At 37.3% G+C, this 15732-nt stretch carries 14 protein-coding genes and 2 pseudogenes; 8 read left to right on the forward strand and 8 right to left on the reverse strand.

Annotated elements, in window-relative coordinates:
• Window positions 1-46 precede the first annotated feature (46 nt).
• The gene (locus VF685_RS11340; protein WP_180046663.1) at window positions 47-1024 is read right to left on the reverse strand and encodes a GlxA family transcriptional regulator; all 978 of its coding nucleotides are present in this window, start codon (window positions 1022-1024) and stop codon (window positions 47-49) included.
• A gap of 132 nt (window positions 1025-1156) precedes the next feature.
• Here VF685_RS11340 and VF685_RS11345 point away from each other — a divergent pair, with 132 nt between their 5' ends.
• Window positions 1157-2041: an MBL fold metallo-hydrolase gene (locus VF685_RS11345; RefSeq protein WP_440203652.1), complete on the forward strand. Its 885-nt coding sequence runs from the start codon at window positions 1157-1159 to the stop codon at window positions 2039-2041.
• An 83-nt stretch (window positions 2042-2124) separates the two neighbouring features.
• Entirely contained in the window at window positions 2125-2667 is a 543-nt protein-coding gene (locus tag VF685_RS11350; RefSeq protein ID WP_004981626.1) for a cysteine hydrolase family protein, read from the forward strand.
• Between the two features lie 469 nt (window positions 2668-3136).
• Here the strand turns inward: VF685_RS11350 and VF685_RS11355 are convergent, their stop codons facing one another.
• The 5 genes from VF685_RS11355 to VF685_RS11375 form a co-directional block, all read right to left on the reverse strand.
• Window positions 3137-6094, reverse strand: coding sequence for a site-specific integrase (locus VF685_RS11355; RefSeq protein ID WP_180046659.1), 2958 nt, complete (start codon window positions 6092-6094; stop codon window positions 3137-3139).
• Window positions 6091-8271 carry a hypothetical protein gene (locus VF685_RS11360; protein WP_163169901.1) on the reverse strand — a complete coding sequence of 727 codons (2181 nt, stop codon included), beginning with the start codon at window positions 8269-8271 and terminating at the stop codon, window positions 6091-6093. The genes VF685_RS11355 and VF685_RS11360 overlap by 4 nt, the downstream gene beginning before the upstream one ends.
• Window positions 8268-8765, reverse strand: a complete 498-nt coding sequence (locus tag VF685_RS11365) for a hypothetical protein (RefSeq protein ID WP_163170502.1) — start codon at window positions 8763-8765, stop codon at window positions 8268-8270. Before VF685_RS11365 ends, VF685_RS11360 begins: the two co-directional genes overlap by 4 nt.
• A 388-nt stretch (window positions 8766-9153) precedes the next feature.
• The gene (locus VF685_RS11370) at window positions 9154-9474 is read right to left on the reverse strand and encodes a type II toxin-antitoxin system PemK/MazF family toxin (RefSeq protein ID WP_071850377.1); all 321 of its coding nucleotides are present in this window, start codon (window positions 9472-9474) and stop codon (window positions 9154-9156) included.
• On the reverse strand, window positions 9474-9755 hold the full coding sequence (locus VF685_RS11375) for a type II toxin-antitoxin system RelB/DinJ family antitoxin (RefSeq protein WP_071850378.1): 282 nt from the start codon (window positions 9753-9755) through the stop codon (window positions 9474-9476). Before VF685_RS11375 ends, VF685_RS11370 begins: the two co-directional genes overlap by 1 nt.
• Before the next feature lie 121 nt (window positions 9756-9876).
• On the opposite strand from VF685_RS11375, the gene VF685_RS11380 reads away from it, so the two are divergent.
• Window positions 9877-10140 carry a hypothetical protein gene (locus VF685_RS11380; RefSeq protein WP_168406779.1) on the forward strand — a complete coding sequence of 88 codons (264 nt, stop codon included), beginning with the start codon at window positions 9877-9879 and terminating at the stop codon, window positions 10138-10140.
• Window positions 10141-10209: 69 nt separating this feature from the next.
• Here VF685_RS11380 and VF685_RS11385 read toward each other — a convergent pair whose 3' ends face one another.
• A complete protein-coding gene (locus VF685_RS11385) occupies window positions 10210-10524 on the reverse strand; it encodes a hypothetical protein (RefSeq protein WP_168419270.1) in 315 nt (104 codons plus the stop codon).
• A 100-nt stretch (window positions 10525-10624) separates the two neighbouring features.
• Window positions 10625-10954, reverse strand: coding sequence for a DUF4236 domain-containing protein (locus tag VF685_RS11390; RefSeq protein WP_104489241.1), 330 nt, complete (start codon window positions 10952-10954; stop codon window positions 10625-10627).
• A gap of 151 nt (window positions 10955-11105) precedes the next feature.
• Here VF685_RS11390 and VF685_RS11395 point away from each other — a divergent pair, with 151 nt between their 5' ends.
• From VF685_RS11395 to VF685_RS11415, 5 genes and pseudogenes are all read left to right on the forward strand, one after another.
• Window positions 11106-11696: a class I SAM-dependent methyltransferase gene (locus VF685_RS11395; RefSeq protein ID WP_016658949.1), complete on the forward strand. Its 591-nt coding sequence runs from the start codon at window positions 11106-11108 to the stop codon at window positions 11694-11696.
• A gap of 2 nt (window positions 11697-11698) precedes the next feature.
• On the forward strand, window positions 11699-12760 hold the full coding sequence (locus tag VF685_RS11400; RefSeq protein ID WP_180046655.1) for an HNH endonuclease: 1062 nt from the start codon (window positions 11699-11701) through the stop codon (window positions 12758-12760).
• Window positions 12761-12963: 203 nt separating this feature from the next.
• Window positions 12964-14532 (forward strand): type I restriction-modification system subunit M, encoded by a 1569-nt coding sequence (locus VF685_RS11405; protein WP_103270956.1) that lies wholly within the window; start codon window positions 12964-12966, stop codon window positions 14530-14532.
• Window positions 14532-15002: pseudogene (locus VF685_RS11410) on the forward strand (restriction endonuclease subunit S); the annotation flags it as partial. The gene VF685_RS11405 and the pseudogene VF685_RS11410, both read left to right, overlap by 1 nt.
• Window positions 14988-15722, forward strand: a pseudogene (locus VF685_RS11415) (restriction endonuclease subunit S); the annotation flags it as partial. The pseudogenes VF685_RS11410 and VF685_RS11415, both read left to right, overlap by 15 nt.
• Between the last annotated feature and the right edge of the window lie 10 nt (window positions 15723-15732).

Raw genomic sequence — 15732 nt, forward strand, 5'->3', positions numbered from 1 at the left:
TAGTGTAATGCAAATTGCATTACAAGTCGACTTCGCATAACAGCCATTATGTTAAATGGGGCGGATTATTCTCATTACTGATCCCAAAAGCTTTTCTCCATGCCTGAGGGCTGGTGCCATATTTTTCACGGAAATTCTTTCTAAATGACACAGTATTATTAAAACCTGAAAGCTCGGTTATCTTTTCGATAGACAAGTTTGTCGCTTCTAAAAGTTCACAACTTAATCTGATTCTTTCAGTATTCAGCCAATCGACTAAGGTCATACCTGTCGCTTTCTTAAAGTGCCGTGTGAACGTCCTGCGTGTCATATGTGTCCGTTCAGCGAGGCTTTCAATATTATGTTGTAAGGCTAAATTCTTTCTTAAAAAATCAAGTAATAGGTTAATTTGTGCATCTTGGCTCGATTCTGCGACTGGCTGTTCAATAAACTGAGTTTGCCCACCTTCACGGTGAGGCGGGATCACCATTACTCTAGCAACTTTATTCGCAATTCGTGCATTATAGATTTCACGTACCAAGTACAAGCAGCAGTCTAACGCTGCGCCTGTTCCAGCAGAGGTTACGATCCTTTGGTCTTCTACATACAGGGCGTCATTATCAAGTTGAACCTGTGGAAATCGTTCACTAAAATCCTGTTCAGCCATCCAGTGCGTAGCTGCTTTTTTATGGTCAAGCAGCCCTGCATATGCCAATGCATAAGTTCCGTAGCATAACCCTACAATTCTAATTCCAGCTTGATATGCACAATTTAGGGCATCGATAAGTACTTTTTCAGGTTTGTGATTAAAATCATCCCATCCAGGAATAATAATAAGATCCAATTGTTTAATAAGTTCGATCCCCCCATCAGGGATAATCATCATAGACTGTTCTGTTTTTACGGGTTGACCATCTATAGAAAAAATTCTCAGATCAAATAAGCGTTTATCTTCAATCTTGATATTGAAAATGATATGGGGGATAGAGAAGTGAAATGGATTTATATTGGGATATACGAACAATCCAATCACTGGTATAGCCATTCAATCTACCTCTCTAAAATAATAAATATAGCATGTTGTCCCAATAGTTTCGATGATTGTCCTTAAGGACAATTTTATTGCTTAATTTTTCCTATCATGATTCGAGTATGACTAAATGATTGGATCTGGAACATGAATAAAATTTTAAGTAGCTCTGTTATTGCACTCTCTCTGGCAATGGCTTCAGTCTATTTATATGCGAATGATAAGGTGGTTCAGCGAGATACTTCTAAAGTTACGCATATACAAGAAATTCGCAATGCAACGATTAAAGTAACCTATGCTGATACGACTTTTTTAATTGACCCAATGTTTGCTAAAAAAGGATTCTATGAAGGTTTTCCTGATACTCATCGTAGCTATTTACGGAACCCATTAGTCGATTTGCCTATCAAGCCCGAAACGATTTTAGAAGGTGTAGATGCGGTAATCGTGACCCATACCCATCTAGATCATTGGGATGATGCAGCACAAGCGACTATTCCGAAAAACATGCCGTTGTTTGTACAGAATAAAGAAGACCAGAAAATCATTCAGTCACAAGGCTTCAAAGATGTTCGTGTATTAACTCAAGCGACCTTTGAAGGGATTAAGCTCACTAAAACTGGTGGTCAACACGGTACTGATGCCATGTACCGTATTCCTAAGCTTAAAGCTGGATTAGGTGAAGCAATGGGTGTGGTATTTGAAGCTGCTGGCCATGAAACTGTTTATGTGGCAGGAGATACCATCTGGCGTTCTGAAGTTGATCAAGCGATTCAAACATTTAAACCTGATGTGATTGTCTTGAATACAGGTAACGCCTTGGTTGATGGCTTTAAAGAATCCATTATTATGGGCAAAGAAGATACTTATCATGCAACTCAGAAAGCACCAAATGCTAAAGTGGTTGCTGTTCACATGGATGCAATTAACCACATGTCGGTAACACGTGCTGAGCTTGCAGATTACGTAAAGGACAAAGGAATCCAAAATAAGGTTTTAATTCCTATCGATGGTGAAACGCTTTCTTTCTAAAGTGACTTAAAGAAGTGGAAGCATTCCACTTCTTTAAAACATAAGTAGAACAAAACAAATATTAGTTAAGTAAAGGAATAGGTATGTCAAAATCAGCTTTATTAGTTATCGACTTACAAAATGAATATCTACCTACAGGTAAATTACCATTGGTAAATATTGAACAAGCTGCTGCTAATGCAGTGAAAGTAATTACGAAAGCACGTCAAGACGGTACTCAAGTGATTCATGTCCAGCATATTGCGAATGCTGAATCACCTATATTTCAACCTGACTCAATTGGTATTGAATTTCAGGACACAGTTAAGCCACAAGCAGATGAAACTGTGGTCATTAAAAATCACATCAACGCGTTCTTAAATACGAATCTCAAAGAAATTTTAGATAGCAATCACGTGACTGAGCTAGTCGTGATTGGTGCTATGAGCCATATGTGTGTTGATGCTGCTGTTCGTGCTGCTTCTGACTTTGGTTATAAGGTAAGGGTTATTCATGATGCTTGTGCAACGCTAGACCTAGAATTTAATGGCGTTAAAGTACCTGCTGGTCATGTCCATGCAACATTAATGGCCGCTTTTGAATTTGCATATGCTCAAGTAATATCAACTGAAGATTATGTTAGCTAAAGACTAAGATTTCCTAAAATTAACATAATACGCGTTATACGAAATGCGTTATAATTCTCTTGAAAATTCAAAGCTGTAGTTCCTTTTTTGCCCAACCTCCCCAAGGTGGGCTTTTTTGTTGATTTTTATGTTCCACGATTAATATTTTTCCCATGTTTCACGATTTTGATTAGCTCCTCTGCTTAATCTATATTTAACTCCTTGCTTACTTTTTAAAGGAGGGAGAGGAATAGGAAAAAGTCTTCATTTAGTACCGGATGATATAAGTAACTGAATATATAGAGAATCCTAAAAATTACATTTGAGAATGGCTTTGTTGCACAAAGATTTCATAACTATATGATTTTAGAAGTTTTGATTATTTTTTGATCCAAAATTAAATTTATTTAAATCAGATGCTTACATATTTATGCAACAAAGCCCTATTTGATTATCGTTACTCAGAGTTCAAATTTTTATTACAAACAGCTTAAAGATGAGAAACTATCATTAGATACATCAGTAACTTAAATACCCCAAGTGCTTTTGCATCTTTACTTTTGAAGCAGAATTTAATTCGCCTTTCATTTTCATTCAGGCTGAAGTTTTCTGCCCGTAATGTTAAATCCTGTAATGTCTTTTTGAGCTCTGTCTTGCTCTGTTGAGATAGTTCTAAATGAAGATATTTTTTCGGAAATAAACTATGAATAAAAGAAAGAAGTTTCTTCAGTTGCCGTTTTTCATTCAGTTCAAAAATTAACTGGGCTGAATTGGGCTGAACTTTTTCAAGATAAATTGAGTAGATCGTATGAAGCTGTTTTTTGTATTTACTTTGTACATTTGCATAACGCTCCTGAACATGTTGAATGACCTTTTTTTCCTCCTGATTGGTCGGCAACATGGTGACTAATGCATCAGGAGTTTTCCTTAAAAAATCTGTGGTAAATAACCTCGATGATTTTTTTTGGTTTACACAGGAGGTTTTCAAATGCAGAGCTCTGGCACGTAATTTTTGCGCGATTTGCAAAGGAATAGCTTCAGGTAACAAAAGGTCTTGTTCTTTTTCTACTGCAAGAATGTGATGCAATAGTTCAAAAGTCATCTCTGAGTCATGAGCTCCTAGCATCAGTGAATCAGGTGATTTCTGTTGCCCTGGTTGATATTGATGATCATGTTGCCTGTAACGGTCTTTAGTGAGTTGATCAAATAAAAACTGTTTGATCGCCCGTTGCTGAACAGGATATTTAATAGCATCATCATGTTTTAGAATATTAAAATAGGCTTCTTTAGGAAGCGGGCTGTGCATTTGATTCAGCTGGTAGCTAATTGCTAGATGCATTAAATGCAGATAGCTAGAACAGGTAGTTTCAGGTGTCAGGTGCCCGGCAAAATGAGAAAGCGCATACCAGGTTTGCTGAGTATTTCTGTTTCGCAGCAATGCATAACGGATACGTAATTGCTCATGTGGGCTATAGTCAGTAAATGCATCTGCAAGTGTTGAGTTTTTTAAAATCAGGTAAAGATGATTAAATGCAGAATGACGCAGACTATGGTAAGTAAAATTGTGCTCTCCAAAAGCTGGCTGGATCAATTGTTTCAATAGAGCATTGACTTCATTTTCATGAGTTTCTTCTAGCGACTGTTTTAAAAATAGCGGTTGTGTAACTGATTTCCCTTGTTCTTTTAGCAGGCGTTTTCTATTCTGACTATATGTTTTAAATGCATGTAATTCTTCTGCTTTAAGTAGATGATGCAGAGGAATCTTGCGGTAAGCTGAGTAGCTTTTTTGATTTTTATTGCGATTGTTGCGAATGGTGAGTATCACAGCATCTTCACTAATAAATAGATCACGTACGAAGATATTCAATGTTTCATTGATCCGTAGTCCGGCTCTGAAACCCAGAATAAAAATCAGTTTAAACATATTTTTATCCTGAACTGAAATACCTTGAGTATTTTCGAGTTGCTCTAGCATATGGTGAAAAATATGGGGCGAGATCAATGCGGTTCTGCAGATTTTTACCTGGATTAAATTATCTAGATCGATAGTGGGTGCGTTAAAAAATAAGGTCTGTTTGTGATGAAACTCCTGTAGACGTTTTTGTAAAGTCTCTCTAGTTGTTTCTTTCTTTAATAAAAGCATTTCTCCATACATATCTTCAAAATCGGCATTTGAAAATGATGAAATGTCTTTGTTTTGCGTTGCCTGCAGCCAATGGACTGCAAACTGTGAAAACATGGTCTTCAGAGAACTTTGCTTGACCGGCTGAAAATCTGCACGTATAAGCTTGCGCTTAAATCGTTGCTGCTGCTGAATAATATGATTGAGAAGGTCCAGTTGAGGTTCCGTTAATTTTGAGCGTAGAATGCTCCACAGCAGCAAACGTTCCAAGGCTGGAGATTGTTTTTTAGCATATAATTCTATGAGTTGATCGCTATAGTTTTTTGCACGAATAGCTTGACGTATTTCTACTAAAATATCGACTTCATCTAACGTAATAGTGACCGTAGGCTTTTTCTGAAGTTTTTCACAAATATTCTGAACTGTATGGGTAGGCGTGGGTTCAGACTGAATAAAATAGGCTGCTAATTGTTTTTCGAGAGGGCTGGAACTGTAAATTTCATTTTTTAGGATACAAATGGACATTTGATCCAGTCCGCTGTTTTTCAGGAACTGTGTATAGTAAAAACCGTATTTTAACAGGTCTTTACAACGTACCTTTTCCTCAGGGAAGCATTCAATAATACAAGCGTTAATCAGATGTTCTGCATCTTCAATATCCGAAAATAAATCAAACTTTTGATGTTTAAGTCTGTAAATCCAGCATTTCACAATGTCGTGTAGCACAAACGTTTTTGTATAGCTGACTGAAAAATCAGGGTCATTTATACGCTGATTACCGAAATTCCGGTTCGGGATTTCGAGTGTTACCATATGATTTAGGTTTAAAAAACTTTGAAATTTCTTTGTTTTTAAAATGATTTTTAAAAAAAATTGCAATTCGGCATGGTTATAAATGCCATTAAATAATATTGAACTGATCAAACAAAAGCCGAGGGATTGAGTCGGACTGAAGTCATTTCGTTTTGTCCAGTAAGCAATCATATTTTGGGCAAATTGAGTAACTTTTTTACCATGTTTTAAGGTTTCAATATTTTGTAGTGGCAGAGACCTTTCGTACCTTACGGGAGCGGCAGGCACTGGATAGTACTGATTCGATGAAAGATTAAAGCGCTTGATATATTTAGCAAATTCTATACGTGCCATCTGATAGCTACGGATGTTTGACTTACAGTATTCTAAAAGCTGATTATCAACTTGACGACAAATTTCCGAATAGTTCTCAGGCGTCAGTTCTATACATTTCTCACTAAACAAGTTCAGAAGAAATGCTTTGTTTTTTCTATGCTTTTTTATTCTTTTGAGGGAGTGTGGGTGTTTACTCATTCAATCAGGAATCCGTTAAATGTAGACATACTTTTAAGCTTTAAGAGTCCGACCAGCTTGTCTTGCGCTGCTCGAATGTGATCGTAATCGATTGCCTGAAAACCCGAATAGCGGTCAAAAAGTTCCTGCATGGGCCCATCGTGACCAAAGATGCCATTCAGCATATCTTCATCGCAGTGCTGTGCAAAAAAATAGCGAGCGAAATGGCGAGTCCAATTACGTTGCAAACCTATTTCTGGACTGTTCTTTTCAATATCGGCAAGTTCTAAATTTCGGATATATCCCTCAGGCCCAAAACCTAATAGGAAAGGGCGCTTACCATCAAAAATTTCTTGAATTAGTTCTGTTTTAACTTGGCTAGCACAAGCCTTCATAAGGTGCTGAAATTGTTTTAAGTAATTTAGATAAGACTGTATTTCATCTCGAAGAAAATTATTAAATGGCAGGTAGCGCCCAATGGTACCCGAATAACGTTGCTCTTTATCTGCAACAGCCACCAAACGGTTGTCGAGATCAAGATAATCGAGATTCGGGGGAAAGGCTTCATTTGGTCGGGCAGATGTCATAATCATGCAAACGTACCATAGCCAAATTGAATAATATTTCAGTGTTTTGAAAGGGTTAGGGTTACCCCGAACTTGCTGGTCAAGCTGTTTGAAAAAGGATTTAACCAGAGGCAGGTCTGGCGTTTGCTGACTACCAAAAGTAACAGGGGACTTAAATTCTTCGATATAACTAGTGTCGAGCTGCGGGCAAACCAGATAAAGTGTTTGGCTATAAATATCGAGGATATCAACAATTTTCATTGAATAGTAATGGCCTGGGGTGTAGTTATTAACGTTTTCTCCGCTAAGTAATTTACTTTCCAATTCATATCCGAGTTCATTCAACGTGATATCGCTGATTAAACGAGGAAGGTTTCGAGCTGTTAAATGAAAAGTAAGGCCGTCACTGATTCTACGTAAATATTCTTGTACATCGGAAGCAATATCAGCTTTATCCCACTTTTTTAGTTGAAAAATCTGATCAAAATAAACTTTGGGTAATGGGATTGTAAAAGAGTTTCCCTGATTCATCATATATTCTTTTAATAAAGCATCTTTAAACTTGGAGCTATCAAAGCTTTGCCGAAAATAGAAATTTTCAGGACTAAAAGTAATTTCTTTTCTTTTTGAACTCAGACGGAAATGTTTCCGAAATACTAATAGCTCTTCATAATGCGTCAAACTGAGTACTGAAAATAAAAGCAAGGCATGAATTGGAGAGGTCTTTGCCTGTTCAAACAAAATTCGCATAATATGCTGTGCGGTAGGCAAATCAAAGACACGAGGATTTGACTTGCTCATTAACTGATTCTTGTTTTGATGCAGAACTTTGTTCTTGAGATTATTGACCTGAGCTGTAATAGAGTATTGCTCAAGTGGATTAAATTCAAAATTATGATCTTCAACTTTTTCTATAGTTTTATCTTCGCGCGGTTGTTTGGCCGTACCTTGTTCAAAATGAGTCTGATGCGTTTGTTCATCATCGAGAGATATTCTTGATGTCTTTTGAACATCAGTTTGAGGAGGTTCTTTGGAGCCCGAACTGCTTTGGCGATTTCGTTTTAAACGTTCAGACTGAGTAAAGACATATTGATAGATCACACGCAGATTTGCCAGCTGGCTAATTCGTTCTTCATCTAAATTTGGTATTGAGCGATTAATTAGCTCTTTATTTTCTGTTTCAGCTTCTTTTAGAAGTTTAACTAGCTCTTCTAATTCCATTGGAAGAGTAGGTAAGAAATTGTAAAGCCAATAATATTTCTGTTTTGTGCTAGCTAAACGAAAACGCCTACAAAGATTAACTATGGTAGCTGAATGTCCTTTGCTGTTAAGTGATTCAATACATTGAGTATTGAAAATAGCCCATTTCAGCGCGTTTGATTGATATGCTGATGGAGTGTTGATGACTGCAATAAGGTAATGAACCAGAGGATACTCGCTGACTTTTTTATCAGTCAGGCTTTGAGCTATAAAAGTATTAAGTTTAGTAATTTCATATTGTTGAATGAGGTCGTTGAGCTTGATTGAGTTCTGATAATTTTCCAGCTTTGCTTCTGCCAATACTTGGTAGAAGTTTCGAAACGGCTCAAGCTTTAATTCTTGAGTATCTTCTAAATAACTATATCCATTCATGATGAAATTCCCACCAGAATTTTTTCTAATGAAATTGGACCTGCATAATCTGAAAAAGAACTTACCGGGCTTTGGGATTTGGATAGTCCTGATAATTCTCGCAGTTGGTTGATAGTTAAAATTTTATGACCGAAAACTTCTTGAAGATGGTCAGGTCGGTATTGTTCATTCAGCCAGTATGCAATGATATCTAAGCCCTGAATTGAGTGATGCAAACCAGAACTGAGTAAGCTTCTTACTTCATTTAGAGCCTGAATGATGGATTCATATGAATTATTTTTCTCGTAAGCTTTAAACTTAAATTGAGTTTTATTCTTATTGTAATAATAAGCATAGATCCAGCTGAAATGGCTACTAAAAAAATAGTGATCGGGTTTATCCGTAGGAATAAGGGGAATGTCTATTTTCTGTGAAAAAGCTAAATTCAAATGATAGTCTTGCTTTTTTTTATTCAGTTGGAAAAATAAAGCGATCCAGATTTGATAGGCATGCATACAGTTTGGATAACACATTAATTGCAGGTTTTTTGCAGACACGCGGTAATTTGGTGTGTTTTTCTTCTTTCCAGACATACAATGATGCTTTCCCATATGTGCTAAACAGCTAAAATTAAAACAATATATTCATATTTTTTTAAGTAGGGGAGCAATGGCTGAATATGCCGTATATTGTGTTGTAAAATTATAAAAACCCTATATATAGTATTTTTGATCTTTTTTTAATGGTAATTAAAACCAAACAGGAATCAATTTTTGATAAGTATATAGACAAATTTAACTTGATTGCATATTCCTATCTTAATGGATACTAAATATAACAAATAGATGAACAGCTATTTTAATCTAACTTGGACATATATTATTCGGCTAGTTGAATAAACAGTTATTGCTCTTTAAGATGATTAATTAATCGTTCATAGTCATTTTTAGAAAGTTTACCAATGTAAGTTAATTTTGTCTTATCAATTGGCAACTGATATGTTTGTACGGTATCAATCCATGATTTTTTACTTAGTCCAACCGATTTCCAATCGGTAATTTCAATATATTTACTTTTAATAAAGTCAGATTTATTGTCATATTGACTACTTAAACGGAATACGATGTAGTCTTTTTTTGTTTGTCGAATATATAAAACAGGGCGAGTTTTACCATCTGCTATGTCTGTAAAACCAACGTAAGCCCAATACAAATCCTGAGCCATTAGTATCCACCATCATCATTTAAAAACTCTTGAGCAGATTTTATATTGGATACTTTTACACTCGGAATATTATGGCTAAGTGCTATGAGTTGTGCCGTATTAAAATCATCATCACTTACTTGATTGCTCACAGGAATTCGACCTGTTTTGGCAATTTCAGCCATAACCATACTAAAAACAGATGCAGGGGTTAGCCCAACTTTTTTGATGACGTACTCTGCTGATTCTGAGATTGCCTCATCCACAGTATATTGAACTCTTTTTTTAATTAGCGTAGACATTTAACACCTCTCAATCTTATTAATGCCATTTTACGGCACAAAATGGTATAAAACAAGTAAATAAGAATTGGTGTCCAAGTAGCTGTTAATTCTGCAACTTGATTGATAAAAGGAGCCGCATATGGAAATTAAACAACTGAAACAGGTAGAAGTCGTTACAGATGTTGTATGTGATGTATGCAACCAATCAACGAAACTGAAATTTGGAACTTTATCCGCACATTGGGGGTATGGTTCCAAGCATGACGGGGAAAGATATGAATTGCAGTTATGTGAGAAATGTTTTTTTTATGCACTTGCGACATTAAAAAAAGAGCGAGCAGATGAGTTTATGTTTGATGAAAATTTTGACCCTTCAACCCTAGATGGGTTTGGGTTGAGGTGAACCTATCATCGCGATAGGTTCTAAGAATCCAGAAAATACTGATTCAGATCCACGCCAGCAGCTTCATTTTTAATGGCGAGTAAGGGATTCAGGAAAAATATTTTTCTTTGCTTCGAGGTCACTGAGTTCGGAAAATGCTTGAATACCGCCTGCGGCTTTAATTTCATCTAAAGCGACAGATAGAGCTTCCTGATCTGACGGGAATGTTTCATCCCATACCGTAGAAGTACCACTTTGACTCACTACTTCCAGTGTCCAATCACTGTCAGGCAGTCGATAAATGAGAATTTCGACCTGCTGATTATGTTCCTGTAAAACTTGAGATAAGGGAGAGTCGATTAAATCATTTTCATCATAATCGTGAGTATGGTGATTGTCTGACATCAGAGGCAACCTTTATTGTACTTAACATCCATCCATAGTAATGAATGAATCAGATTTTGCCTAGCAGGAGGAATATTATCGGTAAAAAGAGCGGTGAATTCTAAAAAAGAATTGCCCCGACAATAAAACAAAATAATCCAAAAATCACCCAAATCCAGACATTCGATTTGGGTTGCTCAGTATGTGATGTATAGAACGGTTGTTGTTCCTGAACAGGATTCTCTTGGTTGCCAGCTCTGTTCTTATAGGGCTGGTGTTTTGAATAGGATAGGCCTGTGCCAGGAATACCAACGCTGGTTCGGGTGCCTTTTTTGCCAATATTTAAGGAAGCACCAGGTTTGCCAATGCTTGCACTGCTTATACCTTTGTGTGTCAGATTAATTTTTAATCCAGGTAGCAGTTTAATACTCTTGCGAAATCTGAAGCCCATATTTTTTCCATTTACAAGAACCAGTTTGGTTTCTATCTCAGTTGTCCGGATACAGTGAAATAAGAGTTTGATTCATTCATAGGACTGATCATTTGACTTATCTAGTGAAAAATCAGTATGTTCTTTAACATAAGATATTGGCTTTTAGACAATGAATCAAACATCAAATTATTACAATCAACATGCTCAAGCATTTTTTGAAAATACCTATCAGGTTGAAATGGAAAGTCTTTACGCACCATTTCTAAGATATTTGCCGGAACAGGCATTGATCCTAGATTTGGGCTGTGGCTCGGGGCGGGACACTTTGGCATTTAAGAAAAAAGGCTATCAAGTTGAGGCAATTGATTATTCTGCCGAGCTGGTTAAAAAGGCCAGGGAGCTGACCAATATTGAAGTACGTCAGCAAAGTTTTTATGACCTAGCTGAGAATAATAAATACGATGGTATTTGGGCTTGTGCATCTCTTTTACATTGTGAAAGAGATCGCCTAACTGAAGTGCTGGGGCTTATATTCAAAGCATTAAAGCTAAATGGTGTGTGTTACATGTCTTTTAAGTATGGCAATACAGACCGTGAGATAGAGGGGCGTAGCTTTACTGACTTGAATGAACAGCAAGCTCATGACTTACTTAAGCAGATCGATCAGGCTTTACTGTTACAACAATGGATTACTGTAGATAAACGTCCAGAGCGTACAGAAGAGTGGATGAATATTCTGATTAGAAAAGTGCAGGCTTAGATATGTTATTCAGTATAGCCGAAATACCAACCCCTCAAGAACAGTTGAAATTCTTAAAGCATATTCAGCAGATTTTGCAGTCAGGGACTTTTACTTCGACATATAAGTTTGCTTTGCTGATAAGTATCACGCGTCTGGCGATTGAACAGGGTCAAGATACCGGTGCTGCCTTGCATTTGGAATATCAGGATATTGCTGAAAAGTTTATTGACCTGTACTGGAAACAGTCACTGCCGTTTCAGTTTAACCAGTATGAGCCTTTTACTATTCATCAAAGCACTGGTAAGCAGGCAAAGATCATCAGTGAAATTCAGAATGCACAGCAACAATTCAAGACTTTGGCTGCGTTGAGAAAAGACCAGTTGCACTGGAATCAGCTTAAGAAAGTGGTTGCAGTAACCGTCAAGCAAATGCCGGTGGTGTATTTACAGAACCTGAATGGTCAAGCGGTGGAGTTTCTTTACCATTTGGAAGATTGCAAACAGTCCCTCAAGCTTTTACCCAAAGTGATGTATTGCTTGAGACAGTTTAGTGAAATTATTGAAGAGTTGTGCCAGAAGCGCTGGATTGATTTTGTCCGACTGAATAAGCAGAATCTGGTGATACTGGATGGTTTGCCTGACTTGGATGAATTCATGTTTGCCCCGAGTCGCAATCAACTGGGGCAGGTCGCGGACTTCTTAATTGATTTACAGCAATGCCAGTGTTTTTACTGTGGAAAAAGCCTAAAAAACTCAAAATATGCTGTAGATCATTTTATCCCCTGGTCTCTATATCCTGCCGATACTGGACATAACTTTGTTCTGGCAGATGACAAATGTAATTCTCAGAAAAGTAATTATTTGGCGTCGGAACAGTTTTTGCAAAAGTGGCAGGAGCGGAATTATCTACATGATCAATCTATTGTTCGGGAAATTTCTCAATTCGGTTTCTTAACAGATATTCAGCGCTCGCATCGGGTTGCCGACTGGGCGTATAAGCAGGCAATAGAGAATGAGTATTTAGTCTGGCTGGGTGGAAAAGATAAACAGATATTAGTTTCTCCCATATCTGGAGTATTTTGATGTCTTTGTTTTTCTGTAGTGCAGATTACTGGAGTAGGCTGCTATAAAATTTAGATCATGTATCTGTCTAGCGCTTGAATTGATAGATTACATCGCTTGAGCACGACAATTCATGTCCTTTTCCACCTTTTTACTGCTGCATGTTTTAGAATTTTAGGTAAAATCATTTTATTAATGATTTACTTATTTGGACTTCCATAACAATGACCCAAGTACAACTGCAACAATTACAAAAACAACTTTGGAATATTGCCAATACTTTGCGCGGCACCATGGGCGCCGATGAATTCCGTGATTACATTCTGGGTTTTATTTTCTTTAAATATTTATCAGAAAAGTCGGTGAACTTTGCCAATGAATTGCTCGATGGCGAAGACCTCAGCTTTTTAGAGTTAGATGAAAATAATCCTGAGCATGTGCCATACATCGAAGAAATTAAAAAAAATGCCATTGCCGAAGTCGGTTATGCGCTCACACCAAAACAGCTATTCCATACCTTAGCCGAGCGTGGTCGTCAGGGCGAATTCATTTTGGATGATTTAACTGCGACCTTAAAATCGATTGAACAAAGCACTTTAGGTACCGACTCTGCCGATGACTTTGCCAACCTGTTTGAAGATTTGGATCTAAACTCGACCAAGCTTGGCAATAATGCCAGTGACCGTAATGCACTGGTGGCGAAAGTCCTGAGTCATTTAGATGATATTGATTTTGATATTAGTAATACCGAAGCCGATGTGCTGGGTGATGCCTACGAATACCTGATTGGCGAATTTGCCTCAGGTGCGGGCAAAAAAGCAGGAGAATTCTATACCCCACAAACGGTATCGACTCTACTGGCAAAGATTGTCACCCAAGGCAAAGACCGTTTACGTTCAGTCTATGACCCGACTTGCGGTTCAGGTTCGTTATTGCTACGGGTAAAACGTGAAGTGAAAGATGTCGATATGATTTACGGTCAGGAGATGAACCGTACCACCTACAACTTGGCGCGGATGAACATGATTCTGCATGATGTGCATTTTGCCAAGTTCGACATCAAGCAGGAAAATACTTTAACCCGCCCGCAGCATTTAGATAAAAAGTTTGATGCAGTGGTGGCGAATCCGCCATTTTCCGCAAAATGGTCTGCCGATCCGTTATTTTTACAAGATGAACGCTTTGCTGCGTATGGAAAACTGGCGCCAAGTTCTAAAGCCGATATGGCTTTTGTACAGCACATGCTGTATCAACTGGATGACAATGGCACGATGGCGGTGGTGTTACCGCATGGCGTATTGTTCCGTGGTTCGAGTGAGGGCGTGATTCGTCAGTATTTGATTGAGCAGATGAACGTGGTGGATGCGATTATTGGTCTACCCGCCAATATTTTCTATGGCACGTCTATTCCGACCTGTATTTTGGTGTTGAAGAAAAATCGTGAGCAGAGCGGCAATATTCTGTTTATTGATGCCAGCAATGATTTTGAAAAGCAGAAGAACCAAAACAAGTTATTGCCTGAGCATTTGGATAAGATTGTTGCGGCATTTGAAAAGCGTGAAAATATTGAAAAGTATGCGCATGTCGCAACTTTACAAGAAGTGAAAGATAACGATTACAACCTGAATATTCCGCGTTATGTGGATACCTTTGAAGCGGAAGCCGAGATTGATTTAGATGCGATTGCAAAACAGCTTCAAGCTTTGGAACACGACAGCCAAAAAACCGATGCCATCATTGCAGATTTCTGCAAAGAGCTAGGCATTGTTTCACCGTTTTCGGAGGTGAAGTAATGTCTGTACCTAAGTTACGCTTTAAAGAGTTTGATGAAAATTGGAATGTTGAAGTTCTGGGTAATATTGTCCAGATTAAAAGCGGTTATTCTCCTAGCAAATACGAGTTACACGAAAATGGTGAAATACCATTTTTAAAAGTCGAAGAGTTAAACAACAGTAATAAATATCAAGAATATTCAAGATTTTATACTGAAACTTGTGCTGATGTAATTCCTAAAAAAAGTGTAATTTTTCCAAAAAGAGGGGCAGCTATTCTAAATAATAAAGTTCGTATCCTTAAAGTCGATTCTTTATTAGATAGCAATCTTATGGCTCTTATTCCACAAAATACTTTGGATGCTGAATATTTATATTATTTAATTAATAAAGTTGAACTTTATAGAATTGCTGATACTTCTACAATTCCTCAGATAAATAATAAACATATCGAACCATATGAAATTCATTTGCCAAGTAAAGCAGAACAAACCAAAATCGCCTCTTTTCTTTCCGCAGTCGATGAAAAGATCAGCCAACTCACGCAAAAACATGAACTGCTGAGCCAATATAAACAAGGCATGATGCAGAAGTTGTTTAGTCAGCAGATTCGTTTTAAAGCGGATGATGGGAGTGAGTTTGGGGAGTGGGAGGATAAACCTCTAAATGAAATTGCTTCAAAAAGATCGGGCAAAAATAAAGATGGAAGTATTTCTGAGGTTTTAACAAACTCTGCTACTCAGGGAATTATTAAACAAGGTAATTACTTTGAAAGAGAAATAGTTACTGAATCAAATTTAAACGGTTATTACATCGTAAATTTAGATGACTTTGTATATAACCCTCGAATATCTGTTCATGCGCCTGTTGGACCAATCAAACGAAATAAAAAGTGTTTAGGTGTTATGTCGCCACTTTATACAGTCTTCACAGTGGTCGAAGGAAACTTGGCGTATTTGGAATACTTTTTTGATAGTAATTTCTGGCATGATTACGTCAAAGGTGTGGCAAATTCAGGTGCTAGACATGATCGAATGAATATTACTAATAAAGATTTTTTCGACATGCCTATTTTATATCCTTGCCTAGAAGAACAAACCAAAATCGCCAACTTCCTTTCGACTATTGATCAAAAAATTGAAGTCGTGGCACAACAAATTGAACAAGCCAAACAGTGGAAAAAAGGCTTGTTGCAGCAGATGTTTGTGTAGGGGGGGAATT

Origin of the sequence: Acinetobacter sp. Brlt_5 (assembly GCF_051949055.1) — a bacterium.
Taxonomy (GTDB): Bacteria; Pseudomonadota; Gammaproteobacteria; order Pseudomonadales; family Moraxellaceae; genus Acinetobacter; species Acinetobacter indicus.

Coding starts and splice junctions, on each gene's coding strand:
- VF685_RS11340 (WP_180046663.1), bottom strand. CDS start 1,024: ATGGCTATACCAGTGATTGGATTGTTCGTATATCCCAATATAAATCCA.
- VF685_RS11345 (WP_440203652.1), top strand. CDS start 1,157: ATGAATAAAATTTTAAGTAGCTCTGTTATTGCACTCTCTCTGGCAATG.
- VF685_RS11350 (WP_004981626.1), top strand. CDS start 2,125: ATGTCAAAATCAGCTTTATTAGTTATCGACTTACAAAATGAATATCTA.
- VF685_RS11355 (WP_180046659.1), bottom strand. CDS start 6,094: ATGAGTAAACACCCACACTCCCTCAAAAGAATAAAAAAGCATAGAAAA.
- VF685_RS11360 (WP_163169901.1), bottom strand. CDS start 8,271: ATGAATGGATATAGTTATTTAGAAGATACTCAAGAATTAAAGCTTGAG.
- VF685_RS11365 (WP_163170502.1), bottom strand. CDS start 8,765: ATGCATGCCTATCAAATCTGGATCGCTTTATTTTTCCAACTGAATAAA.
- VF685_RS11370 (WP_071850377.1), bottom strand. CDS start 9,474: ATGGCTCAGGATTTGTATTGGGCTTACGTTGGTTTTACAGACATAGCA.
- VF685_RS11375 (WP_071850378.1), bottom strand. CDS start 9,755: ATGTCTACGCTAATTAAAAAAAGAGTTCAATATACTGTGGATGAGGCA.
- VF685_RS11380 (WP_168406779.1), top strand. CDS start 9,877: ATGGAAATTAAACAACTGAAACAGGTAGAAGTCGTTACAGATGTTGTA.
- VF685_RS11385 (WP_168419270.1), bottom strand. CDS start 10,524: ATGTCAGACAATCACCATACTCACGATTATGATGAAAATGATTTAATC.
- VF685_RS11390 (WP_104489241.1), bottom strand. CDS start 10,954: ATGGGCTTCAGATTTCGCAAGAGTATTAAACTGCTACCTGGATTAAAA.
- VF685_RS11395 (WP_016658949.1), top strand. CDS start 11,106: ATGAATCAAACATCAAATTATTACAATCAACATGCTCAAGCATTTTTT.
- VF685_RS11400 (WP_180046655.1), top strand. CDS start 11,699: ATGTTATTCAGTATAGCCGAAATACCAACCCCTCAAGAACAGTTGAAA.
- VF685_RS11405 (WP_103270956.1), top strand. CDS start 12,964: ATGACCCAAGTACAACTGCAACAATTACAAAAACAACTTTGGAATATT.